The organism is Mixta sp. (assembly GCF_024610815.1).
Lineage (GTDB): Bacteria > Pseudomonadota > Gammaproteobacteria > Enterobacterales > Enterobacteriaceae > Mixta > Mixta calida.
This window is the reverse complement of record NZ_JANION010000203.1, coordinates 36,940-62,899: the sequence shown is the minus strand read 5'-3', so window position 1 is coordinate 62,899 and position 25,960 is coordinate 36,940. Positions and strand designations below refer to the sequence as shown.

The following is a 25,960-nucleotide window of genomic DNA, read 5'->3' as shown; positions in this document are numbered from 1 at the left end:
GTCTGATGCTCACAGAAAAACGTCGTAATGAATTACGTGTTCACTCTGAGACTTGATACTGCAAATGTGTTTTGCGATATCCGTCCTGTGAGTGCCCACACAGATTGTCTGATAAATTGTTAAAGAGCGGTGCGACCGGCGTTTCGTGCCGCTGTCGCGAGGTGGCGTATATTACGCTTTCCTCTTTCAGAGTCAACCCCTTTTTCAGAAGTTTTTCTCCGGCGATTCAGACTTCGCTGAACCGCTCAACACCGCATGGCGTAAGCCGTTGTGCCGTGTCGATGGAGGCGCATTATAGGGAGTAATTCGGGGCTGACAAGTGCTAATTTCAACTTTTTTATCGTTCGCTGAAATTTCGTGCGTAATGTCTGAAAAGCGTGCAAATCATCGATGAAAAGACAAAAAAATGGGCCTGACGGCCCATTTTCTTTATTACGTTTACTGATGAGCGACAATAACGCCATCGCGAACATCGATTTCCACCGTTTTGCCGGGGACCAGTGCGCCGGACAGTATTTGCTGCGCCAGCGGGTTTTCCACCTGTTGCTGGATAGCGCGTTTCAACGGACGCGCACCATAAACCGGGTCGTAACCGTTCTGACCCAGCAGCTTCAGCGCCTCTTCCGTCATATGCACAGTGTAGCCGCGATCTTCCAGGCGTTTGTACAGCCGCTGCAGCTGGATATTGGCTATCGAGGCGATATGCTGCTCGCCCAGCGGATGGAAGACAACAACCTCATCTATACGGTTGATAAATTCCGGGCGGAAGTGATGCCCGACTACCGTCATGACCACATCTTTCATCGCGGCGTAATCCAGCTCGCCGAAGCGTTCCTGGATCAGATCGGAGCCGAGGTTTGAGGTCATAATCACTACCGTATTGCGGAAGTCAACCGTACGACCTTGCCCGTCAGTCAGTCGGCCATCGTCCAGCACCTGAAGCAGAATGTTGAAGACATCGGGGTGCGCTTTTTCCACCTCATCCAGCAGAATCACGGAATAAGGCCGACGACGCACCGCCTCGGTAAGGTAACCGCCTTCTTCATAGCCCACGTACCCCGGAGGCGCGCCCACCAGCCGCGAAACGGCATGTTTCTCCATAAACTCCGACATATCTATACGCACCATGGCGTCGTCGCTGTCGAACAGGAAATTAGCCAGCGCTTTGCACAGCTCGGTTTTACCAACGCCGGTCGGTCCCAGGAACAGGAATGAGCCAATCGGACGGTTTGGATCGGAGAGACCGGCGCGGCTACGGCGTATCGCGTTAGATACCGCCTCGACCGCTTCATTCTGACCGATAACGCGCTGATGCAGTTCCTGCTCCATACGGAGCAGTTTTTCACGCTCGCCTTCCATCATGCGCGCCACTGGAATACCGGTCCAGCGCGCCAGCACGTCGGCGATCTCCACATCGGTAACACGGTTACGCAGCAGGCGCATTGTTTTACCTTCCGATTGCGTCGCTGCCGCCAGCTGTTTTTCCAGTTCGGGGATTTTACCGTACTGCAGCTCAGACATGCGGCCAAGGTCGCCGGAACGACGCGCCTGTTCCAGCGCGATTTTCGCCTGCTCCAGCTCCGCTTTGATCGTTTGGGTGCCGGAGAGGGAGGCTTTTTCCGCTTTCCACTCTTCCTCCAGCTCCGCATACTCGCGCTCTTTCTGGCTGAGTTCGTCTTCCAGCATTTCAAGGCGCTTCTGGCTGGCTTCGTCCGACTCTTTTTTCAACGCCTGCTGCTCCAGCTTCAGCTGGATAACGCGGCGTTCCAGACGATCGAGCGGCTCCGGTTTAGAGTCGATTTGCAGGCGAATGCTTGACGCCGCTTCGTCAATCAGATCAATCGCCTTATCCGGCAGCTGGCGATCGGCAATATAGCGATGCGACAGGGTCGCGGCCGCCACAATCGCCGGGTCGGTGATCTGCACATGGTGGTGCAGTTCATAGCGTTCTTTCAAACCGCGCAGGATGGCGATGGTATCTTCCACGCTCGGCTCAGCGACGAACACTTTCTGGAAACGGCGCTCCAGCGCGGCATCTTTTTCAATATACTGCCGATACTCATCCAGCGTGGTAGCGCCTACGCAGTGCAGTTCGCCGCGCGCCAGCGCAGGCTTCAACATATTGCCTGCGTCCATCGCGCCGTCCGCCTTACCGGCGCCGACCATAGTGTGCAGTTCGTCGATAAACAGAATGACATTGCCTTCCTGTTTCGCCAGATCGTTCAGCACGCCTTTCAGACGTTCTTCGAACTCGCCGCGATATTTGGCTCCCGCCACCAGCGCGCCCATATCCAGCGCCAGCACCCGACGCCCTTTCAGGCCTTCAGGCACTTCGCCGTTGACGATACGCTGCGCCAGCCCTTCGACGATAGCGGTTTTACCGACGCCGGGTTCGCCGATTAATACCGGGTTGTTTTTGGTGCGGCGTTGCAGAACCTGAATGGTCCGGCGGATCTCTTCGTCACGGCCAATAACTGGATCAAGCTTGCCCTGCTCTGCGCGCTCGGTAAGATCGATAGTGTATTTTTTTAGTGCCTGGCGCTGATCTTCAGCCCCTTGATCGTTCACGCTTTCCCCTCCACGCATTTGTTCGATAGCCTTCGTCAGCTTGTCGTTTGTCGCGCCTGCGGATTTCAGCACATCCGCCAGCGAACCGCGTGAGTCAAGGGCAGCCAGAACAAATAATTCAGATGATATAAAGTTGTCGCCGCGCTTTTGCGCCAGCTTGTCGCACAGGTTAAGTACTCGCACCAGATCGGCAGAGGGCTGGACGTCGCCGTCAGCGCCTTCTACCTGTGGCAGACGACTGATAGCCTGCTCTACGCCGTTGCGTAATCCTGCGACATCCACGCCAGCGTTCGTCAGTAACGGACGAACGGTGCCGCCTTCCTGATTGAGCAGCGCGCTCATCAAGTGAAGAGGTTCAATAAATTGGTTGTCGCGCCCAAGGGCAAGGGATTGAGCATCAGCGAGCGCAAGCTGGAATTTGTTAGTAAGACGATCCAGACGCATGATTCCTCCCAATACAGGTCAAAATGCTACTGGAGATGAAATGAGGACGTCCCTCAGAATTTCAAGATGTTTGACCTGTATTATGGTGAAAAAAAGCGCACCCTGGATCGTCTTGTGGCGTAAGGTTATATCAGCCAGATCAAACTTGCCATACGGCCGGTAGTACCGCTGCGTCGCCAGGAGAAAAAATGAGCAGATTCATGCCACGTGCAGCGTCCGCCCCCGCTGATCGAGGCGACGCCCTGCGCCGCTAAGCGCTGACGCGCCAGCAACCAGAGATCGGCGTAAAATTTCTCTCCGCTGGCGCGGAAAGCGCGCTGAGCGGCCGGATCGCGCGTCATAAACGCTTCACGTACTTCCGGCCCCACTTCAAACGCCTCTGGCCCTATTGCCGGACCGAGCCAGACATGAATCTCCTGCGGCGGCGCAGAAAACTGGCTGAGGGTGTTTTCCAGGATGCCCGCGCAGAGCCCACGCCAGCCAGCATGGGCGGCGGCCACTTCTTTGCCGTCGAACGAACAGAACAGAACCGGCAGGCAGTCCGCCGTCATGACTGCGCATACGGCGCCAGGCTGATTGCTCCAGACCGCGTCCGCGCGACGCGCCGCCGTCGGCTGCCCGTCCAGACGCGCCACACCGGTGCCGTGTACCTGTTCAAGCCAGTGCGGCATAGCCGGCAAAGCGGCCATCTCCTTCAGGCGATGGCGGTTTGCCAGCACGTCCTCAGGACGATCGCCGACGTGATCGCCCAGATTCAGCGAATCCCACGGCGCTGCGCTGACGCCGCCCGCGCGCGTAGTGCTGCAGGCGCGAACGGACGCTGGCGCGGGCCAGTCGGGAACAATCAGGTCGCTCATAGCCAGTCCAGCTGATCTTTAAACGCTTCGGTATCGGCTTTCAGCGCGTCTATCAAATCAACCATGTCCTGCGGCAACGGCGCATGCCATTCCATTTCAATACCGGTCACCGGATGGTAAAGACGCAGCATAGTGGCATGCAGCGCCTGACGGTCGAAACCGCGCAGCGTAGCGATAAACGCATCGGACGCCCCTTTCGGCGGACGCGGACGGCCGCCGTAAAGCGGATCGCCCACCAGCGGATGGTTGATATGCGCCATATGCACGCGGATCTGATGGGTGCGTCCGGTTTCCAAACGCAGGCGCAGACGCGTATGGGCGCGGAAATGCTCCATCACGCGGTAATGGGTCACGGCATGCTTGCCCATTGGATGAACCGCCATATGGGTGCGCTTGGTCGAGTGGCGGCTGATCGGCTCATCGACGATACCGCCGGCGGTCATATTGCCAATTGCCACCGCTTCATACTCACGCGTAATTTCGCGCAGCTGGAGCGATTCGACCAGGTGCGTTTGCGCCGGAACGGTTTTCGCCACCACCATCAGCCCGGTGGTGTCTTTATCGAGACGGTGAACGATACCGGCGCGCGGCACGTCGGCGATGGCCGGATAGTGATGCAGCAGCGCATTCAGCACCGTGCCGTCCGGGTTGCCCGCGCCCGGATGCACCACCAGATCGCGCGGCTTGTTGATGACCAGAATATGCTCATCTTCATAGACGATATTCAGCGGGATATCCTGCGCTTCCCAGCGCGTCTCTTCTTCAATCTCTGCCTGTATTGCCACGGCTTCGCCGCCCAACACTTTTTCCTTAGGCTTGTCAGCGATATTACCGTTGACGCTCACCTGACCACCGAGAATCCACTCTTTTATGCGTGAACGCGAATAATCAGGGAACAATTCCGCCAAAGCCTGATCTAAGCGTTGTCCGAGTTGCGATTCGGAAACCGTTGCGGTGAGTTTTACTTGTTGTGCCATAAACAGCTTCTTCGTTAACGTTGGGTTTTCACGGCGATGCCGTTTAATATAATGTGCTATCGTACCTGGTCACTATCGGGAGCTTAACGGACAGCTTCCGCAATAACACACTCTGAGGATAATCAAATCGTCATGACGCGTATGAAATATCTGGTGGCTGCAGCCACGTTGAGCCTGGCTCTTGCGGGTTGTTCAAGCTCTAAGGATCAAGTGCCTGACAGTCCGCCTTCTGAGCTTTATGCGACGGCTCAGCAAAAACTGCAGGACGGTAACTTTAAAGGCGCAATAACGCAACTGGAAGCACTGGATAACCGCTATCCATTTGGCCCTTACGCCCAACAAGTTCAGCTGGATCTGATCTACGCCTACTACAAAAACGCCGATCTGCCGATGGCGCAGGCCGCCATTGACCGCTTTATGCGTCTGAACCCGACACATCCGAACATCGATTATGTTCTGTATATGAAAGGCCTGACGGATATGGCGTTAGACGATTCCGCCCTGCAGGGCTTCTTCGGCATCGATCGCTCCGATCGCGACCCGGAACATGCCCGCGCCGCTTTCCGCGACTTCTCGCAGCTGCTGCGCACTTATCCAAACAGCCAGTATGCGACCGATGCGCGTAAGCGCCTGGTCTATCTGAAAGATCGTCTGGCTAAATATGAGCTTTCCGTGGCGCAATTCTACACGAAACGCGAGGCGTATGTCGCGGTTGTCAATCGCGTTGAACAGATGCTGAAAGATTACCCGGATACGCAGGCGACGCGCACCGCCTTGCCGCTGATGGAAAACGCCTACCGTAAACTGCAGCTGAACGCGGAAGCGGATAAAGTGGCGAAAATTATTGCCGCTAATCAGGCCTGATACGCCGCACGGTTATTCTTTTTTGCGCAATAAAAAAGCAGCCTTTGGGCTGCTTTTTTGCTGTTAAAATCACCGAAAATTTGCGAACTGGCGAAGGTTAACTTATCAAGTGTGCAACCTGAAAAGCCGTTCGACAAGGGAATTCAGCACATTTACCGTAACCCCTCACAGATTTCATTTCCTTGACAAAAAGTGACCTCTCAATGTGACATTGATCACAAAAATATGCTCATTACAGGGTATGCTGAACTTACTACGACGGAAATGACAGAGAGGTAAACCTGATGATTGTGAACATTACCAGCAAACAAATGGAAATCACCCCGGCTATCCGCCAGCATGTCGAAGACCGTCTATCCAAGCTTGAAAAATGGCAAACTCACCTGATTAATCCGCATATCGTGTTGTCGAGAGAACCAAAAGAGTATGCGGCCGACGCCACTATCAATACGCCTAATGGCCCGCTGATTGCCAGCGCCACGCATGAAGATATGTATGCCGCCATTAATGAACTGATAAATAAACTGGAGCGTCAGCTGAATAAGGTGCAACACAAAGGCGAAGCGCGCCGCGCCGCCGTCAGCGTGAAGGATTTAACGCCTGAAAGCGAAGAATGATTAGCAGGCGCTCGCCTAACGGCGGGCGCATTTCCCATAAGACGCGCCTGTTGGCGCGTTTTTTATTGACAGTAGCAAAACGCTGCGGTTACTTTAATCGCATCCACCAGAAACAGGCCCTGCTATGAACCCGACGTTTTTCTTCGCTTTCTTTTTTACCTTCCCCTGATCGGGAGGCGTTTCGTCGCAGGAAAAAGAAAGCGAAGACGAACTGTAAAGCCTCCCAATCGGGAGGCTTTTTTATTATGGACATCTGACAGGTAAAGCTATGACATCGGAAAATCCGTTACTGGCCCTGCGCGATAAGATCAGCGCCATTGATGAAAAATTGCTGGGGCTGCTCTCTGAGCGGCGGACGCTGGCTATTGAAGTCGCAAAAGCGAAAATGGCCACTCATCGGCCCATACGCGATATCGACCGTGAACGCGATCTTCTGGAGCGTCTGATCATCCTCGGCCAGTCCCACCAGCTCGACGCGCATTTCATCACCCGCCTGTTCCAGCTGATTATTGAAGATTCCGTACTTACCCAACAGGCCCTACTGCAAAAACATCTTAACCAAACCAATCAGCAGTCGGCGCGCATCGCGTTCCTTGGCCCGAAAGGCTCCTATTCGCATCTGGCGGCGCGCAAATATGGCGCTCGTCATTTTACCCATGTGATTGAAAGCGGCTGCCAGAAGTTTCACGATATTATTCTGGAAGTCGAGAGCGGCCAGGCGGATTACGCGGTACTGCCTATCGAGAACACCAGCTCCGGTTCGATCAACGAAGTTTACGATTTGCTGCAACAGACCAGCCTTTCTATTGTTGGCGAAATGACGGTGCCTATCGATCACTGCGTGCTGGTGACCGGTTCTACCGACCTCGGACAGATCGAAACGGTTTACAGTCATCCCCAGCCTTTCCAGCAGTGCAGCCAGTTCATTAATCGCTTCCCGCACTGGAAGATTGAATATACCGAAAGCACCGCGGCGGCGATGGAAAAAGTAGCGGCGCTTAAGTCGCCGAAGGCCGCCGCGCTGGGCAGCGAGGCGGGCGGCGCGCTCTATCATCTGCAGGTGCTGGAACGTAATCTGGCAAATCAGCAGCAGAACATTACCCGCTTTATTATCCTGGCGCGTAAGCCTGTCGACGTATCAGAGCAGGTTCCGGCTAAAACCACGTTGATTATGGCTACCGGTCAGCAATCCGGCGCGCTGGTTGAAGCCTTGTTGGTATTGCGTCAGCACAACCTGATTATGAGTAAACTCGAGTCGCGTCCGATTAACGGCAACCCCTGGGAAGAGATGTTTTATCTGGACGTGCAGGGCAACCTGCGCACGTCGCAGATGCAGCAGGCTCTGCAGGAGCTGCGCGCCATCACCCGTTCGTTAAAGGTGCTGGGCTGCTATCCGGGCGAAAACGTCGTCCCTGTCGATCCGCAGTAAAACGAAACGTCAGCCCGTCAGGGCTGGCGTTAAAATTACGCTGAGATACTTCCACGCTGGCGGCCCACTCGCCGCTATTAATATTTCTTAAAATTTAATAATCCTGAATAAACATAGGATTATCGTAACATTCACCCTTTACTGCCGATCCACGCCGCCGGTATGCCAGGCTTAATAAGCTGCTAATCATTGGGGTTAGCGAGTCGGCATCTACAAGGAGGCATAATGGAACGTTTCAGTAATAAGGTTGTGGTTGTGACTGGCGCAGGCTCAGGTATCGGCGCGGCAAGCGCGCAGCGCTTCGCCGAAGAAGGCGCAAACGTGGTGCTGGTTGGCCGTACCCGGGAAAAGCTGAACAGCACATTTGCCCGGTTGAAAGCTGGTGACCATCTGGTGGTCGTCGCGGATGTATCACAAAAAGAAGAAGTGGAAGCGCTGGCCGAGCAGGTGTTGCAACATTACGGCCGTGCGGATGTTCTGATTAATAATGCCGGCGTGAATACATCAGGAAAAATTCATCAGGCCAGCGATGAAGACTGGCGTAAGGTAATGTCGACCGATCTGGATGGTGTTTTCTACTGCACTCGCGCGTTTATGCCCGCGCTGTTGAAAAGCGGCGGCAACATTGTGAATATCTCCTCGGTTTCAGGGCTGGGCGGCGACTGGGGCATGAGCATTTATAATGCCGCCAAGGGCGCCATTACGAACTTTACCCGCTCGCTGGCGATGGATTACGGTAAGGATGGCGTACGCGTCAACGCGATTTGCCCTGGGTTGACCATCACCGATATGACGGCGGAAATGATGGATAACGCGCAGCTGATGGCGAAATTCAATGAGCGCATCGCGCTGGGCCGACCGGGCCAGGCGGAAGAGCTTGCCGCCGCCATCGCCTTTATCGCCAGCGACGACGCCCGTTACATTACCGGCGTCAATCTGCCGGTAGACGGCGGCATCACCGCGTCGAACGGTCAGCCGCCGCAGGCATGATACGTAAAAGCCCGTCCTGAGACGGGCTCTCTTATTTCTGGCGCGCTTATACCCGATTATCGTTCGCCGAGCGCAACAGCGTACCGCTCTCGCGCATAAAGCGCGGCGCATAATCGCCGAACCACTGCTCAACTTTACGGAAGCTGTCGATAAAGCCTTGTTTATCGCTCTGCTCCAGCAGGGAAATCGCCTCGCCGAAACGCTGGTAATAGCGCTTAATCAGCGCCAGATTGCTTTCCGAAGACATAATAATGTCAGCGTAAAGCTGCGGATCCTGCGCAAATAATCTCCCCACCATCGCCAGCTCCAGACGATAGATCGGTGACGATAGCGCCAGCAGCTGCTCCAGCTGCACATTTTCTTCAGCCAGATGCAGGCCATAAGCGAACGTGGCGAAATGACGCAGCGCCTGAATAAACGCCATGTTTTGATCGTGCTCTACCGCGCTGATGCGATGAAGGCGCGCGCCCCAGACCTGAATTTGTTCCAGGAACCATTGATAAGCTTCCGGCTGCCGACCGTCGCACCAGACCACCACCTGCTTTGCCAGGCTGCCGCTGTCCGGGCCGAACATCGGATGCAGTCCCAGCACCGGACCGGCGTGCGCTGCCAGCATCGCCTGCAGCGGACGGTTTTTCACCGAGGCGATATCCACCAGAATACAATCATGCGGCAGAGGCGGCAGCTGAGCGATCACCTGCTCCGTCAAATGAATCGGCACGCTGACGATAACCATGCCCGCATCCGCCAGCAGCGCAGGCGCTTGCGACCACTCCTCTTTATCCAGCACTTTCACCTGATAGCCGGAGAGCGTAAGCATCTTTTCAAACAGCTGGCCCATACGCCCTTTCCCGCCGACGATAACAATCGGACGCAGGTCAGGACAGAGTGTTTTAAAGCCTTTATCGTTCTCGCTGGAGTAGGATTCACGCATCACGCGGCGCAACACGTCTTCGATCAGATCGGGCGGAACGCCGAGCGCTTCGGCCTCTTTACGACGGGAAGCCAGCATAGAGGCCTCGCGTTCCGGCACATAGATCGGCAGGCCATAGCGGCTTTTGACTTCGCCGACTTCGGCTACCAATTCCAGCCTTTTCGCCAGCAGCTCCAATAGCCCTTTATCCACTTCATCAATCTTATCGCGCAGCGCGGTCAGTTCAGCCACCATCTTCTCTTATTGCTCCTGTGACACGCGCGCCGCCAGCACGCCGTTTAAATCCTGATGAACAGTGCGCAGCAGCTGTTCGGTGCTTTCCCAGCTAATGCAGGCGTCGGTAACCGACACGCCATACTGCATAGCGCTGCGCGGCTGTTCTGAAGACTGGTTGCCCTCGTTGAGGTTGCTTTCCAGCATCAGGCCGATAATAGAACGGTTACCGTCTCTGATCTGCGCGACGGCGGATTCAGCGACCCCAGGCTGGCGACGGTAATCTTTGTTTGAGTTGCCATGGCTGCAATCTATCATCAGCGCCGGACGGAGTCCCGCTTTCACCATCTCTTTTTCGCACTGTTCCACGTCAGCCGGGCTGTAGTTTGGTGCCTTGCCGCCGCGCAAAATGACATGGCCGTCAGGATTGCCCTGCGTCTGCAACAGGCAGACCTGGCCGGTCTGATTAATGCCGACAAAGCGGTGCGGCATCGCCGCGGCGCGCATTGCGTTAATCGCGGTGCCCAGGCTGCCGTCAGTGCCGTTTTTAAAGCCTACCGGCATTGAAAGACCGGAAGCCATTTCACGGTGGGTTTGCGACTCTGTCGTACGCGCGCCGATGGCGGACCAGCTGAACAGATCGCCCAGATACTGCGGCGAGTTAGGATCGAGCGCTTCCGTCGCCAACGGCAGCCCCATTTCCACCAGGTTCACCAGCAGCTGACGCGCAATGTGCAGGCCCGCCTCGACGTCAAACGAGTTATCCATAAAAGGATCGTTGATCAATCCCTTCCAACCCACCGTGGTACGAGGCTTTTCAAAATAGACGCGCATGACGATATAGAGCCGATCCTTCAGCTGCTCGGAAAGATTTTTCAGGCGGCGCGCATAGACGAGGGCCGCTTCAGGATCGTGAACAGAGCAAGGACCGCAGACGACCAGCAGTCGATGATCCCGTCCGGCAATGATATCGGCGATGGTTTGACGCGAGGCGCTAACCTGCGCCTCCAGCTGCTCGTTCAGCGGAAACTTTTGTTTCAGCTGCGCCGGCGTGATCAAAACCTGTTCTTCTGTGATATGAACATTGTTCAACACGTCTTTCTGCATTTTGCGATCCTCGTCTCGTCCAGAGTTTTTTCGTCATTGCGGTGAGGTCGGTAATGTAACACAGGAAATACAGATGAGCACCAGTGTGTACATAATTTTTACCATCAAAAAACTCTCTCGCACATAAATTCTGCATAACAAACTGTTTTAAATCACTAAAATATTAAAGCAGCATTCGAATCTACAGGATTTATATGTAATTATTTATTTACACCAACAACTTCCTCTACATCGCAAAAATGATGCTTGATTGCAGCGAGCGCGTCAAAAGTAAGCAACAATACCCTGTACAACAGAACCTTATAACGCTCCCTGCGCGATCAATCCTGGCGCAGACGATCCGTTATGGAGATGACATGGAAATTTATCTACGTCCGATGCAGGCTTCCGATGCGGCTGATTACGCTGAGGCGGTAAATGAATCGCTTGCCCAGCTACAGCCCTGGATGGTTTGGGCGCATAAAGACTACCAGCCGCAAGAAGCGGCGGAGTGGTTCAGCTGGCTCGACCGGCAGCGGGAAAAAGGCGAGGCCAATGAGATGGGCATTTTTGCCGCCGACGACCATCGTTTTCTGGGCGCCGCGGGTATTCGCTATGCGCAAAATCAGGCGGAGCTCAGCGCCATTGGCTACTGGGTACGTAAAAAAGAGCAGCGTAAAGGCGTGGCGCGTCAGGCGGTGTTACAGCTGGCGCAGGAAGGATTTCTATGTCACAACGTTGAGACGATTGAAATTCTCGCGGCGGAAAACAACTATGCCAGCCGCGCCGTGGCCCTGAGCTGCGGCGCGCACTTTATCGATCTGCGCTATGGCCTGATTGTTCTGGCGGATGGGCCAGTGATGGCGGCGATATATCATCTGCGCCGGGAAGACTTTATTGCGAATAAACCGGGAAGATGAAGGCGGGCAGCAATCTCAGATGTTGCCGGGCGCTCTGACGTTCGCCAGCAGGAGCAGAGCCGGTCGCCTTAACAGAAATGGCGCGCTGCGGATATAAAAAAGGGGCTGGCAAATGCCAACCCCTTTATTGCTATTAACTTTAAGATGTCGCTTGCGCGAATACTTAGCCAAGACGCTCTTTGATACGAGCTGCTTTACCAGTACGCTCACGCAGGTAGTACAGTTTCGCTTTACGCACGGCACCACGACGTTTCACAGTGATGCTGTCAACGACCGGAGAGTGAGTCTGGAATACACGCTCAACGCCTTCGCCGTTGGAAATTTTGCGAACAGTGAATGCAGAGTGCAGACCGCGGTTACGAATAGCGATAACCACGCCCTCGAATGCCTGCAGACGCTTTTTAGAACCTTCAACGACCCATACTTTCACTTCCACGGAGTCACCCGGACGGAAAGAAGGTACGTCCTGCTTCATCTGCTCTTGTTCAAGTTGCTTGATAATGTTGCTCATAATTAAATCTCTTATCCTGGGTAAACTGATCGTACCGGAAGATTAACCTTCCGCATCATCGTTTTGTTGCGCATTGAATTCACGCTGGAATTCGCTGAGCAACTTTGCTTGCTCTTCAGTCAGAGCCAGGTTTTCCAGAAGTTCAGGTCTTCTAAGCCAGGTACGGCCAAGCGACTGTTTCAGGCGCCAGCGGCGAATTTCAGCATGGTTGCCCGACAGCAATACTGACGGAACCTCCAGGCCTTCTAACACTTCAGGTCGGGTATAATGCGGACAATCCAGCAAACCTTCCGAAAACGAATCTTCGTCGGCCGACGCCTGTTTGCCCAGCACGCCAGGTATAAACCGGGCCACTGAATCAATCAAGGTCATTGCTGGCAGTTCGCCACCGCTGAGAACGTAATCGCCGATCGACCATTCTTCATCGATTTCGGTCTGAATCACGCGCTCGTCGATCCCTTCATAGCGTCCGCAAACCAGAATTAACTTCTGCTGCGTCGCCAGTTCGCAAACCCCGTTCTGATCGAGTTTGCGTCCCTGAGGTGACAAATAAATCACCTTAGCGCCCTCTCCCGCCGCCGCTTTCGCTGCGTGGATGGCGTCCCGTAAGGGTTGCACCATCATCAGCATTCCCGGACCGCCGCCGTATGGACGATCGTCTACGGTGCGATGCCGGTCATGAGTGAAGTCACGTGGACTCCAGCTCTGAACGCTGAGCAGGCCATTTTTTACTGCCCGGCCAGTTACCCCGTAATCGGTAATTGCGCGAAACATCTCTGGAAACAGGCTAATAACACCAATCCACATAGCGCGCGCCGTTGTATTACCGTTTTGTTCGGAGGTCAAAAACCAGGATCCCAATCTACTTCAATGGTGCCGGTAGTGAGATCGACTTTCTTGATAACCTGTTCATCAAGAAACGGAATTAACCGCTCTTTCACACCGAACGCATCTTTCAGGTTTGCCTTCACGACCAGTACGTCGTTTGAGCCGGTTTCCATCAAATCAATGACTTTGCCCATCTCATAGCCGTCGACGGTAACTACCTTGCAACCCATCAGGTCTTTCCAGTAGTAATCACCCTCTTCCAGCGCTGGCAACTGCGTGGCGTCGACCAAAATTTCACAGTTGGTCAACTGCGCCGCCGCATCACGATCGTCAATGCCTTTGACTTTGATGATCATGTCCTGATTGTGGTGCTTCCAGCCTTCCAGCTCAATCTGCTGCCATTTGCCGGCGCGCTGAATGAACCAGGGCTGATAGTCAAAAATGCTGTCGGCGTCTTCGGTGGATGAAAACACTTTGAGCCAACCCCGAATGCCGTAGGCGGCTCCCATTTTGCCCAGCGTAACTGGATTGACGGGAGGCTGTGTGGCGAGTTGTTTGCTCATGCTAACCACCGTGACAGATTAAGCTGCTTTTTTAGCTTCTTTGATCAGCGCGTTAACGCGATCTGACAGCGTTGCACCCTGGCCAACCCAGTGTTCAATGCGGTCCAGGTCCAGACGCAGAGTTTCAGCCTGACCAGATGCGATCGGGTTGAAGAAGCCTACGCGCTCAATGAAACGACCATTGCGTGCGTTGCGGCTGTCAGTAACGACAACCTGATAGAACGGACGCTTTTTCGCGCCGTGACGTGCCAAACGAATTGTTACCATAACATCCTCTTCAGTTAATAAAACAACCGGGCCCCATCGAGGAACGGGGCCCGGGTGTCGTATAAAAAGCCCGAAAATTTTACTCATTTTGGCGCAAAAAGCAATCGAAACTGAGCAACCCTTCAGACTTTTCAATGCAACGGCTTAACGCCCCGGGAAGCCCGGCGGCATCATGCCCTTCATTCCACGCAGCATTTTCGCCATGCCGCCCTTCTTCATCTTCTTCATCATGCGCTGCATATCGTCAAATTGCTTCAGCATGCGGTTCACATCCTGCACCTGCATGCCGGAGCCTGCGGCGATGCGACGCTTGCGCGAACCCTTGATAATCTCAGGCTTTTCACGCTCTTTGCGCGTCATGGAGTTGATCATCGCCTCCATGCGCACCAGCACTTTGTCATCCATTTGCGACTTCACGTTGTCCGGCAGCTGGCCCATGCCGGGCAGCTTGCCCATCAGGCTCGCCATGCCGCCCATGTTGCGCATCTGCTTCAGCTGCTCCAGGAAGTCGTTCAGATCGAAGCCGTCGCCTTTCTTCAGCTTGTTCGCCAGCTTCTCAGCCTGCGCGCGGTCGACTTTGCTTTCGATATCTTCGATCAGCGACAGCACGTCGCCCATGCCGAGGATACGCGACGCGAGACGATCGGGATAAAACGGCTCCAGCGCCTCGGTTTTCTCGCCGACGCCCATAAACTTGATCGGCTTGCCGGTGATATGGCGAATAGAAAGCGCCGCGCCGCCTCGGGCGTCGCCGTCGACTTTCGTCAGGATCACGCCGGTTAACGGCAGCGCTTCATTAAAGGCTTTCGCGGTGTTCGCCGCATCCTGACCGGTCATGGCGTCGACGACGAACAGGGTTTCCACCGGATTGATCGCGGCGTGAACCTGTTTGATCTCGTCCATCATCGCTTCATCGACGTGCAAACGACCGGCGGTATCCACCAGCAGCACATCGTAGAATTTCAGCTTCGCTTCTTTCAGCGCGTGGTTAACGATATCGACCGGTTTCTGGCTGAGGTCGGAGGGACAAAAATCGACACCCACCTGCTGCGCCAGCGTCTCCAGCTGTTTGATCGCCGCCGGGCGATAGACGTCTGCGGAAACCACCAGCACCTTTTTCTTGTGCTTTTCGCGCAGGAACTTGCCGAGCTTGCCGACGCTGGTGGTTTTACCGGCGCCCTGCAAACCAGCCATCAGCACTACGGCCGGCGGCTGTGCGGCCAGATTGAGCGCGTGGTTTTCCGACCCCATCGCTTCCACCAGCTCGTTGCGCACGATTTTGACAAATTCCTGACCCGGCGTCAGGCTCTTGTTGACTTCATGCCCTACCGCGCGCTCTTTGACGCGGTTAATGAACTCGCGCACCACCGGCAGCGCGACGTCCGCCTCAAGCAGCGCCATGCGCACTTCACGCAGAGTTTCTTTAATGTTCTCTTCTGTCAGCCTTCCGCGGCCGCTGATATTGCGCAGGGTTTGCGACAATCGATCGGTTAAATTATCAAACATTGTCTCTCGCTCACGATAAAACAGAGCCGCCTGGGCGACACAATGGGGCGGATTATAACACGAAGCATTGGCGATCTCTGCAATCGACAGTGAGAACGTTTGGAGCAAACTCAGGCTGGCGCTATACTGCGTTTTTCTTCATCTTCCCGATACTTGACCACATTCTATGTCTGCTTTTGCGATTCTGGCGCTCTTTGCCTACTCATTTAGCCTTGCGTTAATCGTTCCCAGCCTGCTGCGGAATAACGGCGCCTGGCGACGCATGGCCGTGCTTTCCGCGACGCTGGCGCTGGCCGCTCACGCGGTGGCGCTGCAGCAACGCATCTTTGTCAATGGCGGTCAGAACCTCAGCCTGCTGAATATCGGTTCGCTGGTCAGCCTGCTGATCTGCATCATTATGACTATCGTCGCTTCGCGAAATCGCGGTTGGCTGCTACTGCCGATCGTCTACAGCTTTGCGCTGATCAATCTCGCCTTCGCCACCTTTGTGCCGAACGCGTTTATCACGCATCTGGAAGCGACGCCCGGTATGATGATCCATATCGGCCTGGCGCTGTTCGCCTACGCCACGCTGATTATCGCCGCGCTGTATGCGTTGCAGCTGGCGTGGATCGACTACCAGCTGAAAAACAAACGGCTGGCGTTCAGCAGCGAGATGCCGCCGCTGATGACCATCGAGCGAAAAATGTTTCATATCACGCAGGTCGGCGTCGTTCTGCTGACGCTGGTGCTCTGCACCGGCCTGTTTTATATGCAAAACCTTTTCTCGCCTGAGAATGTCGATAAAGCCGTGCTGTCGATTCTGGCGTGGTTTGTGTATGTCGTTCTGCTCTGGGGACACTATCATGAAGGCTGGCGCGGTCGCCGCGTTGTCTGGTTTAACTGCGGCGGCGCGTTGCTCTTAACCATGTCCTACTTCGGCAGCCGTGTTTTACAACACCTGCTTACCCACTGACTGGCAATTACAAGGATTTCGCGTTGGAACACGTTTCAACCACCACACTGATTATTACGCTGGTTGTAATGATTCTGGTCTCGGCCTACTTTTCCGGCTCCGAGACCGGCATGATGACCCTCAACCGCTACCGGCTGCGCCATAAAGCGCGCAGCGGCAATCGCTCCGCGCGCCGCGTTGAAAAACTGCTGCGTCGTCCTGACCGGCTGATAAGTCTGGTGCTAATCGGCAACAACCTGGTCAACATTCTCGCCTCCGCGCTGGCCACTATCGTCGGCATGCGTATGTATGGCGATGCGGGCGTCGCTATCGCCACCGGCATATTGACTTTCGCCGTGCTGATTTTCGCCGAAGTATTGCCGAAAACCGTGGCTGCGCTCTACCCGGAGAAGGTCGCCTATCCCAGCAGTCTGCTGCTGGGCCCGCTGCAGATCGTGATGATGCCGCTGGTGTGGCTGCTGAACACCATTACGCGCCTGCTGATGCGCATGGTCGGCATTAAGTCCGACGGGGCGATCAGCGCCGCGCTAAGCAAGGATGAGCTGCGCACCATCGTCTACGAGTCGCGTTCACTGATGTCGCGTCGCCATCAGGATATGTTGCTCTCGGTGCTTGATTTAGAGAAGGTCAACGTTGATGACATCATGGTGCCGCGCAATGAGATCGTTGGCATCAACATCAACGATGACTGGAAATCTATCGAGCGTCAGGTCTCTCATTCGCCTCACGGCCGGATCGTGCTGTTCCGCGATTCGCTGGACGACGCGGTGGCGATGCTACGCGTGCGCGAAGCCTGGCGCATGATGACCGAGAAGAAAGAGTTCACTAAAGAGAACCTGCTGCGCGCCGCGGATGAAATCTACTTTGTGCCGGAAGGCACGCCGCTCAACGTGCAGCTGGTGAAGTTTCAGCGCAACAAGAAGAAAGTCGGCCTGGTGGTGGATGAGTATGGCGATATCAAAGGTCTGGTCACCATCGAGGATATTCTGGAAGAGATCGTCGGCGACTTTACCACCTCGATGTCCCCTTCTCTGGCGGAAGAGGTCATGCCGCAGAGCGACGGCTCGGTGCTGATTGAAGGCAGCGCCAACGTGCGCGAAATTAATAAAGCCTTTAACTGGCATCTGCCGCAGGAAGAGGCGCGCACCATTAACGGCATGCTGCTGGAGGAACTGGAAGAGATTCCGCAGGCCGGCACGCGCATTCAGGTAGAAAACTACGATGTCGACATTCTCGATGTGCAGGACAATATGGTGAAACAGGTGCGGATTACGCCGCAGCAACCGCTGAAATCCACCGTCAATTCCTGATGCCCGCCCAATAAAAAAGGCCGCTCTCGCGGCCTTTTTTAGCTTCACACTCAGTGAATTTCCAGCTCTTTCAACTTATCTTTCGGCAGCGCCAGCTCGTCGTTGTGATTGACGCGCACATCATGCTCGATGATGTGACGAGCGATATCTTTCGCCTCGTCCAGCGAATGCATCTGGTAAGTGCCGCACTGATATTCGTTCAGTTCCGGGATCTGGTTCTGTTCCTGCACTTTCAGCACATCATTCATCGCCGCTTTCCAGGCGTCCGCCACGCGCTGTTCCGCCGGCGTGCCGATCAAACTCATGTAGAAACCGGTGCGGCAGCCCATCGGAGAGATATCGATAATTTCCACGCCGTCGCCGTTCAGGTGGTTACGCATAAAGCCTGCGAACAGATGTTCCAGCGTATGGATGCCGCGCTCAGGCATCACTTCTTTATTCGGCACGCAGAAGCGCAGATCGAATACAGTGATGGTATCGCCATGGGGCGTATTCATAGTTTTTGCTACGCGTACCGCCGGTGCGGCCATACGCGTATGGTCGACGGTAAAACTGTCCAGCAATGGCATATTGTTACCTCAGCTAAAAATTTTTTTGTGAACGATGAAACTTTTGTCTTCGCCGTGCGTCTGAATATATGAAAGACGCGCATTTGTTATCATCATCCCTGACAACAGAGATGTTAATTTGGCCACATTGATGTGGCCTTTTTCTTTTCTAGCCCTTTTTACCCGCCAGAAACGCTTCGAAGCTGAGCGTATCCGCCGCTTCCAGCGCCTGTTGCGCATTGCGCGAGCGTAGCGCTTCCTGAGTAAAATCTTCCGGCTTCAGCACTTCTAACGGTTCTTCCGTCAGCATCTGACGATACTGCTCTGAAAGCGCCAGGCCGGTGCCGCTGATGCCGTTATCCAGCATCGCCTGCAGAATACGTGCGGAATAGGTTAGCGCAGGATCGTCAAAACAGGCGACCAGACGATCGCACACTTCCTGATATTCCGTGCCGTCAGACTGTCGATCGAGCACCTCCGCCACGCGGCTGAGGTCGGCGAACAGCGCTTTGCCCACTTCCGTCAGCGGCAGATGCGCATCTTCACAGCCCATAGCGATCGTCTGATCGGGCTTACGTCCTTCAAGAATAACGCGGTTCCAGTTCTTGCGCGCGCACTGCAGCTCAGCGCTGCTCATCTCCGGCGCATCCGCAAGGGTACACCAAATCAGGAAGAGATCGAGGAAGCGCACCTGCGTCTCATCGACGCCTATCGGCGAGAAAGGATTGATATCAAGCGAACGAACTTCAATATATTCAATGCCGCCGCGCGCCAGCGCATCAGAGGGCGCTTCGCCGGAGCGGGTCACGCGTTTAGGACGAATCGGCGCGTACAGCTCGTTTTCGATTTGCAGCACGTTGGTATTCAGCTGCAGCCAGCGGCCCTCTTCATCCTTCACGCCCAAACGCGCGTACTCTTCAGATGGCGTTTTGATGGCGTTTTTCAGCGCCTGGACATAGCCGTCCAGCGTGTTGAAGGTGATGCCCAGACTGCTTTGCGATTTATTGGTGTAGCCTAAATCGCTCAGGCGCAGCGAGGTTGCGTACGGCAGCCAGAGCATGCCGCGCTCGCTGCGCTCGAAGGGCAGACTGCTCTCATTGCCTTGCAGGAAGGTCGAACAGACCGCCGGCGAAGCGCCGAACAGATAAGGGATCACCCAGCCGAAGCGATAGTAGTTGCGGATCAGACGCAAATAGCCGGCAGAAATCGCCTCTTTGCCGCTTTCCGCATCTTTCACGCCCGCCCAGGCCTGCCAGAAAGAGAGCGGCAGCGAGAAGTTGTAATGCACGCCGGAGATGGTCTGCATCAGCGCGCCGTAGCGGTTTTTCAATCCTTCGCGGTAGAGCGTCTTCATGCGGCCGATATTCGAGCTGCCATACTGCGCCAGCTGGATATCATCGCTGTTTTCAATCACGCAGGGCATACTGAAGGGCCACATACGCTCCTCGCCCAATTCGCGCGCTACGTGACGATGAATATCGCGCAGAAAAGCGAGTAAATGATCGATATCCCGATCGACGGGCGTGATGAATTCCAGCAGCGATTCAGCAAAGTCAGTGGTGATCCATTTATGGGTCAGCGCCGCGCCAAAATGCGATGGATGGCCGGTAGTAGCCAGCTTGCCGTCGGGCCTGACGCGCAGTGTTTCACGCTCAATGCCGCGACCAATACCTTTCAGGGCGTCAGGGTGAGCTTCCAGCCAGGAAAGCGCCTGTGATACGTCCGGGATCAAAGTGACCTCCCGCTCAGAGAATAATTTATTTTTGTTCAGCATAATGTTAACCGTAGCCCCGATTCCATGTGAATCAATGCCACCACGCCATGCCCTGTAAAGTTGCAGTCGCGACCACCACGTAACGCAGGGTTTTCCCGATAGTCAGAAACAGCACTACCGGTAGCCATGAGAAACGCAACCAACCGGCCAGAACGCACAACACATCGCCAATCAGCGGTAGCCAGCTGAACAGCAGTGCTGCAGGACCCAACCGACGCAACCACGCCATTGCTGTGTCATGCCATCGCCCCTGCTTTTGCGGCAGCAGGCGACCAATAACCACGTTTGTTAATCCGCCGAGCGTATTCCCCACGGCTGCGACAAAAACCAACCCTAATGCCGGCATCTTCCCGGCCAGTAACAGCGTAACCAACAATAATTCAGAGCTGCCCGGAAGCAGCGTAGCGCTCAAAAAACTGCTGGTGAATAACGAGCCGTATCCCAGGAGGTCATTCACAATAAACGGACATCCACCGCATCCATGCCGGCGGCGCGCGCGGCCAGAAGGCCGAAATCGGCATCTTCAAACACCACGCATTTTTGCGGCGGCACGCCCATCAGCGCGGCGCACTGCAGAAAAGTATCAGGTTCGGGCTTATGGCGTTTCACATCATCTGCGCCGACGATCGCGTCGAAATAGTGACGCAGCTGTAAATGCTGTAATAACGCCTCGGCCATGGCGCGTTCACTGCCGGTGCCGACCGCCATAGGCGTGCGGCCATGATACGCTTTGACCACCTCAATCAGCGGCAGCGGGCGCACGCTGTCGAACAGCATGGTTTTAACCGCTGCGGTTTTCTCCGCCGCCAGCTGGTGGGGATCGAGATCGGCCTGATGGCCATCAATGATAAACTGCGCCACGCGCCAGGTTGGCGAACCGTTGAGGCCGATCATCGCCTGCTCGTCAAACAACAGGCCATAGCGCCCCAGCACGTGCGCCCACGCCTGACGATGCGTCTGTTCGGTATCCAGAATAGTACCGTCCATATCGAAAATCAGTCCGTCATAACGATCGTACATACCTTCTCCCGGCAATGAATAAACGCACCTTTACTTTAACGTAAAGTGTGCGGATTGTCGCCGGTAGCAATGAACAGCAAATGCTTTGAATCTATTGAAGAATTCAGGAATCAGAAAAAGGTCAGAGAGTTAGCGGCACACAGGGAATGCTGGCGGGCGATCAAAACAGGCGATAACGACAAAGATATAAACGGGGCAATAAACGGGATAACGGAGAAAACTAAACCGGAGAACAAAGAGAAATAATCAGGAAGATAAAAAAACAGGTGGGTAGAGAAGATGGTGCATCCGGGAGGATTCGAACCTCCGACCGCTCGGTTCGTAGCCGAGTACTCTATCCAGCTGAGCTACGGATGCATCGGAAAAACAAGGGGGAACTGCAACTGCCTGAAGATATACCGGGGAAGAACATCAATCCTTCTGAGAAGATGGTGCATCCGGGAGGATTCGAACCTCCGACCGCTCGGTTCGTAGCCGAGTACTCTATCCAGCTGAGCTACGGATGCATTACAAATTCTTGTATAACGCAGGGTGCTAACAACTCACCGTGACACAGACTGCTAACACTGTATCGATTTACTTCACACTCTCTGAGATGGTGCATCCGGGAGGATTCGAACCTCCGACCGCTCGGTTCGTAGCCGAGTACTCTATCCAGCTGAGCTACGGATGCATCTCAATAAATGGCGGTGAGGGAGGGATTCGAACCCTCGATGCAGCTTTTGACCGCATACTCCCTTAGCAGGGGAGCGCCTTCAGCCTCTCGGCCACCTCACCTTACGCGTTCTTGCGAACTGTGCTGCTGAACTTTGTTTCCGCTCATCGGCACTGCGTGGCGCACATATTACTTTCCCGGACTTATAAGTCAAACAATTTTTCCCAACAAATTTTCGTTTGCACAAAAGCCACGCAATTTGCATGTTTTGCCGACAAAAAGAGTGATTAATCAACAGAGAAACCGGGGAGAGTTCACAAACTGACGTAAAAAGGGAGAGAAAAGATCGGGCGGGAAAAAGCATTGCGCCTCACTGCAAAGAAGCGAGGCGCGCGATTCTGTATAGCTTTCTTACTGAGGCTGGCTCTTTTCAGCCTGAATGCGCTGATAGATTTCTTCACGGTGTACTGAGACTTCTTTCGGCGCGTTCACGCCGATACGTACCTGGTTACCTTTGACGCCCAGTACCGTTACCGTCACCTCATCGCCAATCATGAGGGTTTCACCAACTCGACGAGTTAGAATAAGCATTCTTTGCTCCTTGAAAGATTAAAAGAGTCGGGCCTGTCGGGTCCCCGGCATTATCCATCATATAGCGCTAAACGTAGATGATGACAAATACATCAAAGCATCTTGTCACGCCAATACATTCTGCTGATAGTTAGTTTAGCCGAAATCATTACCCGCAACCTGACTTTGTTATTACAGAGTACGGATTGCATTAAAAAGCGCCAGCGGAGGTAATCCGCGGCGCTTTCCGCACTGCTTTTTTATTTCTTACAGTCTGGAGACAACCCAGGATTCGACGCTGGCCAACGCCGCAGGCAGCGCCTGAGCGTCGGTGCCGCCCGCCTGGGCCATATCCGGGCGACCGCCGCCCTTGCCGCCGACCTGCTGCGCGACCGCGCCAACCAGTTCGCCTGCTTTCACGCGATCGGTAAGATCTTTGGTTACGCCGGCGATCAGGGAGACCTTCCCATCCGCCACGGTAGCCAGCACGATAACCGCTGAACCCAGCTGATTTTTCAAATCATCAACCATGGTGCGCAACAGCTTCGGTTCGACATTGCTCAGCTCGCTGACCAGCAGTTTAACGCCGCCGATTTCAACGGCTTTGCTGCTCAACGAGGCGCTCTCCTGAGCCGCCTGCTGATCTTTCAACTGCTGCAGCTCTTTTTCCAGCGCGCGCGTATGTTCCAGCACGGCGCGCACTTTTTCATTCAGGTTGCTGCTGTTGGCTTTCACCAGCTGCGCGAGATCCTGCAGCTGTTCAGCTTGCGCATTCACCTGCGCCAGCGCCGCTTCGCCGGTAATCGCTTCGATGCGACGCACGCCTGCGGCGGTGCCGGATTCAGAGGTGATGCGGAACAGGCCGATATCGCCGGTACGGCTGGCGTGCGTGCCGCCGCAGAGCTCGGTAGAGAAATCGCCCATGCTCAGCACGCGCACGCGCGCGTCATATTTCTCGCCGAACAGCGCCATCGCGCCCTTCGCCCTCGCCTCTTCGAGATCCATGATATTGGTCTCGACAGGCAGGTTGCGGCGAATTTGCGCGTTGACGATATCCTCGACCTGGCGGATCTCCTGCGGCTTCATTGCTTCCGCATGGGAGAAATCGAAACGCAGGTATTTATCGTTAACCAGCGAGCCTTTTTGCGCGACATGATCGCCCAATACCTGACGCAGCGCCGCATGCAGCAGGTGCGTGGCGGAGTGATTCAGGCGAATGCGTGCGCGGCGCGCTTCATCAACCTGCGCATCCAGACGATCGCCAACGCGCAGATGACCGGCCGTGAGCTTGCCGATATGTCCGATAGCCTGACCATATTTCTGCGTGTCGCTGACGCTGAACTCGGCATTCATGCCTTTCAGCACGCCGGTATCGCCGACCTGGCCGCCCGATTCGCCATAGAACGGCGTTTCATCCAGTACAATCACCCCTTCCTGACCGGCGGTGATCTCTTCGGCGGGCTGACCGTTGACGTAAATGGCGGCGATCGCCGCCTTCAGCGCCAGGTTGTCATAACCTTTAAACGCCGAAGCGGAATCGATGCTAATAACATTGCTGTAGTCGGCGCCGAAGCCGCTGGCTTCGCGAGCGCGCTGACGCTGCTGCTCCATCGCCTTTTCAAAGCCCTGCTCGTCGATTTTCAGATTACGCTCACGGCAAACGTCCGCCGTCAGATCTGCCGGGAAGCCGAAGGTGTCATACAGCCGGAAAACCGTTTCGCCATCCAGCGTATCGCCCTGCAGGTTAGCCAGCTCTTCATCCAACAGCGCCAGCCCGCGTTCCAGCGTTTTGGCGAACTGCTCCTCTTCGCTTTTCAGAATCTGCTCAACCTGTGCCTGTTGACGTTGCAGATCTTCACCGGCGCTGCCCATGACTTCAATGAGCGGGCCGACCAGCTTATAGAAGAAGCTGCCTTTCGCGCCCAGCATGTTGCCGTGACGCACCGCGCGACGAATAATGCGACGCAGCACGTAACCCCGATTTTCATTGGAAGGGATCACGCCGTCTGCGATCAGGAAGGCGCAGGAGCGGATATGGTCAGCGATCACGCGCAGCGATTTGTTGCTTAAGTCGGTCGCGCCGGTCACGTCCGCCACGGCTTTAATAAGCTTCTGGAACAGGTCGATTTCATAGTTGGAGTTCACATGCTGCAGCACGGCGGAGATACGCTCCAGACCCATGCCAGTATCCACCGACGGCTTCGGCAGCGGCAGCATGGTGCCGTCAGGCTGGCGGTTGAACTGCATGAAAACGATATTCCAGATTTCAATGTAGCGATCGCCGTCTTCTTCCGGGCTGCCCGGCGGGCCGCCGTAAATATGGTCGCCGTGATCGTAGAAAATTTCGCTGCACGGACCACAGGGGCCGGTATCGCCCATCTGCCAGAAGTTATCTGACGCGTAAGCGCTGCCTTTATTGTCGCCGATGCGAATAATGCGTTCGTGCGGCACGCCGATATCGTTGGCCCAGATATCATACGCCTCGTCATCGGTCGCATAGACGGTCACCCACAAACGCTCTTTCGGCAGGTTAAACCATGCCGCCGAGGTCAGCAGTTCCCATGCGAAGGCGATAGCCTCTTTTTTGAAATAGTCGCCGAAGCTGAAATTGCCCAGCATCTCAAAGAAGGTGTGGTGGCGCGCGGTATAGCCGACGTTTTCCAGGTCATTATGTTTACCGCCGGCGCGTACGCAGCGCTGGGAAGTGGTGGCACGCGAGTAGCTGCGCTTGTCCTGCCCCAGAAAAACATCTTTAAACTGGTTCATCCCGGCGTTGGTAAACAGTAACGTCGGGTCGTTATTAGGTACGAGGGAGCTGCTGGCAACAACCTGATGTCCCTTGCTATGGAAAAAATCGAGAAACGTTTGACGGATCTCAGCAGTACTCTTGCTCATAAATATCCTGGAATACGCTAACGAAGGTTCTTCCCTTTGCACCGGGCGGGCGTTCCACACGGCTGCGTGAAGAGTTACCAACAAAAAGTGGGAATAAGATAAATTTTCTTCAGTGCGAAGTAAAATCCCATCGCGATTCAATCACTATAATTTCGGAAAATCGACTGGATATCTTCCATAAAAAAGCCTTTCGCCTGTAAATAGCGTTGCACCCTGGCCTTTTCTTTCCATTCTGTCGGCAACGGCAGGCCAAATTTACGCTCCGCCACGTCGAAAGCCTGCGCAGACCAGTCAATCTCAGCTTCGGCCAGCGCGGTTTCCGCCAGCTCGCGGCCAATGCCTTTTTGCGTCAGTTCCATGCGGATGCGCTGCGGGCCATACCCTTTACGGCTGCGGCTGACGACAAAACGCTGGGCGAAACGCACATCGTCCAGCCACTGATGTTCATAACACCAGGCGACGAGTTGCTCCAGCAGCTCCGCAGGGATCTCTTCAGCCTGCTCTTCATTGCGCAGCGCCGCGCGCGCGGCTGTCTGCATGATTTTGCGACGAAACTCCGCTTCGCTGTGATCGCGCATCGCCAGAATACGCGTGGCACGATCCAGCAGGCGAGCAAAAGTAACCGGTTTTGCGGGCTTGTCAGTCATTACGTTTCCGTC

25 protein-coding genes, 4 tRNA genes and 1 other annotated feature are annotated in these 25,960 nt (G+C 55.0%); of the genes, 8 read left to right on the top strand and 21 right to left on the bottom strand.

Going from position 1 to position 25,960, the window contains the following annotated elements; genetic code table 11:
• Positions 1 to 438 precede the first annotated feature (438 nt).
• From clpB to rluD, 3 genes are all read right to left on the bottom strand, one after another.
• The gene (clpB, locus tag MYY08_RS15490) at positions 439 to 3,012 is read right to left on the bottom strand and encodes an ATP-dependent chaperone ClpB (protein WP_038624561.1); all 2,574 of its coding nucleotides are present in this window, start codon (positions 3,010 to 3,012) and stop codon (positions 439 to 441) included.
• A gap of 125 nt (positions 3,013 to 3,137) precedes the next feature.
• A complete protein-coding gene (yfiH, locus tag MYY08_RS15485; RefSeq protein WP_288014830.1) occupies positions 3,138 to 3,869 on the bottom strand; it encodes a purine nucleoside phosphorylase YfiH in 732 nt (243 codons plus the stop codon).
• The gene (gene rluD / locus MYY08_RS15480; RefSeq protein ID WP_038624557.1) at positions 3,866 to 4,846 is read right to left on the bottom strand and encodes a 23S rRNA pseudouridine(1911/1915/1917) synthase RluD; all 981 of its coding nucleotides are present in this window, start codon (positions 4,844 to 4,846) and stop codon (positions 3,866 to 3,868) included. The genes yfiH and rluD overlap by 4 nt, the downstream gene beginning before the upstream one ends.
• A 132-nt stretch (positions 4,847 to 4,978) precedes the next feature.
• On the opposite strand from rluD, the gene bamD reads away from it, so the two are divergent.
• The 5 genes from bamD (at position 4,979) to budC (ending at position 8,746) form a co-directional block, all read left to right on the top strand.
• The gene (bamD, locus tag MYY08_RS15475) at positions 4,979 to 5,710 is read left to right on the top strand and encodes an outer membrane protein assembly factor BamD (protein WP_038624555.1); all 732 of its coding nucleotides are present in this window, start codon (positions 4,979 to 4,981) and stop codon (positions 5,708 to 5,710) included.
• A gap of 284 nt (positions 5,711 to 5,994) precedes the next feature.
• The gene (gene raiA / locus MYY08_RS15470) at positions 5,995 to 6,327 is read left to right on the top strand and encodes a ribosome-associated translation inhibitor RaiA (protein ID WP_038624553.1); all 333 of its coding nucleotides are present in this window, start codon (positions 5,995 to 5,997) and stop codon (positions 6,325 to 6,327) included.
• 123 nt (positions 6,328 to 6,450) lie between these two features.
• Positions 6,451 to 6,572 (top strand) — a sequence feature (Phe leader region).
• On the top strand, positions 6,452 to 6,496 hold the full coding sequence (locus tag MYY08_RS19285; RefSeq protein ID WP_373996400.1) for a hypothetical protein: 45 nt from the start codon (positions 6,452 to 6,454) through the stop codon (positions 6,494 to 6,496). Its footprint overlaps the feature before it by 45 nt.
• A 23-nt stretch (positions 6,573 to 6,595) precedes the next feature.
• Positions 6,596 to 7,756, top strand: coding sequence for a bifunctional chorismate mutase/prephenate dehydratase (pheA, locus tag MYY08_RS15465; RefSeq protein WP_038624551.1), 1,161 nt, complete (start codon positions 6,596 to 6,598; stop codon positions 7,754 to 7,756).
• Positions 7,757 to 7,981: 225 nt separating this feature from the next.
• Positions 7,982 to 8,746, top strand: coding sequence for a meso-2,3-butanediol dehydrogenase (budC, locus tag MYY08_RS15460; RefSeq protein ID WP_038624549.1), 765 nt, complete (start codon positions 7,982 to 7,984; stop codon positions 8,744 to 8,746).
• A 46-nt stretch (positions 8,747 to 8,792) separates the two neighbouring features.
• Here budC and tyrA read toward each other — a convergent pair whose 3' ends face one another.
• Together tyrA and MYY08_RS15450 are read right to left on the bottom strand one after the other, a co-directional pair.
• On the bottom strand, positions 8,793 to 9,914 hold the full coding sequence (gene tyrA / locus MYY08_RS15455; protein ID WP_038624548.1) for a bifunctional chorismate mutase/prephenate dehydrogenase: 1,122 nt from the start codon (positions 9,912 to 9,914) through the stop codon (positions 8,793 to 8,795).
• 6 nt (positions 9,915 to 9,920) lie between these two features.
• Positions 9,921 to 11,000 carry a 3-deoxy-7-phosphoheptulonate synthase gene (locus MYY08_RS15450; RefSeq protein WP_288014827.1) on the bottom strand — a complete coding sequence of 360 codons (1,080 nt, stop codon included), beginning with the start codon at positions 10,998 to 11,000 and terminating at the stop codon, positions 9,921 to 9,923.
• A 356-nt stretch (positions 11,001 to 11,356) separates the two neighbouring features.
• Between MYY08_RS15450 and MYY08_RS15445 the strand changes: the two genes are divergently transcribed.
• Positions 11,357 to 11,899 carry a GNAT family N-acetyltransferase gene (locus MYY08_RS15445; protein WP_084970900.1) on the top strand — a complete coding sequence of 181 codons (543 nt, stop codon included), beginning with the start codon at positions 11,357 to 11,359 and terminating at the stop codon, positions 11,897 to 11,899.
• A 163-nt stretch (positions 11,900 to 12,062) separates the two neighbouring features.
• Here MYY08_RS15445 and rplS read toward each other — a convergent pair whose 3' ends face one another.
• From rplS to ffh, 5 genes are all read right to left on the bottom strand, one after another.
• On the bottom strand, positions 12,063 to 12,410 hold the full coding sequence (gene rplS, locus MYY08_RS15440) for a 50S ribosomal protein L19 (protein ID WP_104958349.1): 348 nt from the start codon (positions 12,408 to 12,410) through the stop codon (positions 12,063 to 12,065).
• 42 nt (positions 12,411 to 12,452) lie between these two features.
• The gene (gene trmD, locus MYY08_RS15435) at positions 12,453 to 13,217 is read right to left on the bottom strand and encodes a tRNA (guanosine(37)-N1)-methyltransferase TrmD (protein WP_174705319.1); all 765 of its coding nucleotides are present in this window, start codon (positions 13,215 to 13,217) and stop codon (positions 12,453 to 12,455) included.
• 35 nt (positions 13,218 to 13,252) lie between these two features.
• Entirely contained in the window at positions 13,253 to 13,801 is a 549-nt protein-coding gene (gene rimM / locus MYY08_RS15430; RefSeq protein ID WP_038624541.1) for a ribosome maturation factor RimM, read from the bottom strand.
• Between the two features lie 18 nt (positions 13,802 to 13,819).
• Positions 13,820 to 14,068, bottom strand: coding sequence for a 30S ribosomal protein S16 (rpsP, locus tag MYY08_RS15425; protein WP_038624540.1), 249 nt, complete (start codon positions 14,066 to 14,068; stop codon positions 13,820 to 13,822).
• 144 nt (positions 14,069 to 14,212) lie between these two features.
• On the bottom strand, positions 14,213 to 15,574 hold the full coding sequence (ffh, locus tag MYY08_RS15420; RefSeq protein ID WP_038624539.1) for a signal recognition particle protein: 1,362 nt from the start codon (positions 15,572 to 15,574) through the stop codon (positions 14,213 to 14,215).
• Between the two features lie 166 nt (positions 15,575 to 15,740).
• Here ffh and MYY08_RS15415 point away from each other — a divergent pair, with 166 nt between their 5' ends.
• Together MYY08_RS15415 and MYY08_RS15410 are read left to right on the top strand one after the other, a co-directional pair.
• Positions 15,741 to 16,529, top strand: coding sequence for a cytochrome C assembly family protein (locus tag MYY08_RS15415; protein ID WP_038624538.1), 789 nt, complete (start codon positions 15,741 to 15,743; stop codon positions 16,527 to 16,529).
• 23 nt (positions 16,530 to 16,552) lie between these two features.
• Positions 16,553 to 17,839: an HlyC/CorC family transporter gene (locus tag MYY08_RS15410; RefSeq protein WP_190296156.1), complete on the top strand. Its 1,287-nt coding sequence runs from the start codon at positions 16,553 to 16,555 to the stop codon at positions 17,837 to 17,839.
• A 50-nt stretch (positions 17,840 to 17,889) separates the two neighbouring features.
• On the opposite strand, the gene luxS is transcribed toward MYY08_RS15410, so the two are convergent.
• The 11 genes from luxS to MYY08_RS15355 form a co-directional block, all read right to left on the bottom strand.
• Positions 17,890 to 18,408: an S-ribosylhomocysteine lyase gene (gene luxS, locus MYY08_RS15405; RefSeq protein WP_038624536.1), complete on the bottom strand. Its 519-nt coding sequence runs from the start codon at positions 18,406 to 18,408 to the stop codon at positions 17,890 to 17,892.
• A 148-nt stretch (positions 18,409 to 18,556) separates the two neighbouring features.
• The gene (gene gshA, locus MYY08_RS15400; RefSeq protein WP_038624535.1) at positions 18,557 to 20,161 is read right to left on the bottom strand and encodes a glutamate--cysteine ligase; all 1,605 of its coding nucleotides are present in this window, start codon (positions 20,159 to 20,161) and stop codon (positions 18,557 to 18,559) included.
• Between the two features lie 31 nt (positions 20,162 to 20,192).
• Positions 20,193 to 20,618, bottom strand: a complete 426-nt coding sequence (locus MYY08_RS15395) for a YqaA family protein (RefSeq protein WP_038624534.1) — start codon at positions 20,616 to 20,618, stop codon at positions 20,193 to 20,195.
• A complete protein-coding gene (gene yqaB, locus MYY08_RS15390) occupies positions 20,615 to 21,181 on the bottom strand; it encodes a fructose-1-phosphate/6-phosphogluconate phosphatase (protein WP_288014819.1) in 567 nt (188 codons plus the stop codon). The genes MYY08_RS15395 and yqaB overlap by 4 nt, the downstream gene beginning before the upstream one ends.
• A 280-nt stretch (positions 21,182 to 21,461) precedes the next feature.
• Positions 21,462 to 21,538: transfer RNA gene (locus MYY08_RS15385), tRNA-Arg, on the bottom strand.
• A 72-nt stretch (positions 21,539 to 21,610) separates the two neighbouring features.
• A tRNA-Arg gene (locus MYY08_RS15380) sits at positions 21,611 to 21,687 on the bottom strand.
• A 90-nt stretch (positions 21,688 to 21,777) separates the two neighbouring features.
• A tRNA-Arg gene (locus MYY08_RS15375) sits at positions 21,778 to 21,854 on the bottom strand.
• Between the two features lie 11 nt (positions 21,855 to 21,865).
• Positions 21,866 to 21,958 (bottom strand) — tRNA-Ser (locus MYY08_RS15370).
• Between the two features lie 289 nt (positions 21,959 to 22,247).
• Positions 22,248 to 22,427: a carbon storage regulator CsrA gene (gene csrA, locus MYY08_RS15365; RefSeq protein WP_038624529.1), complete on the bottom strand. Its 180-nt coding sequence runs from the start codon at positions 22,425 to 22,427 to the stop codon at positions 22,248 to 22,250.
• Between the two features lie 246 nt (positions 22,428 to 22,673).
• Positions 22,674 to 25,301 carry an alanine--tRNA ligase gene (gene alaS / locus MYY08_RS15360; protein ID WP_038624527.1) on the bottom strand — a complete coding sequence of 876 codons (2,628 nt, stop codon included), beginning with the start codon at positions 25,299 to 25,301 and terminating at the stop codon, positions 22,674 to 22,676.
• 137 nt (positions 25,302 to 25,438) lie between these two features.
• On the bottom strand, positions 25,439 to 25,948 hold the full coding sequence (locus MYY08_RS15355; RefSeq protein ID WP_038624525.1) for a regulatory protein RecX: 510 nt from the start codon (positions 25,946 to 25,948) through the stop codon (positions 25,439 to 25,441).
• Positions 25,949 to 25,960 lie beyond the last annotated feature (12 nt).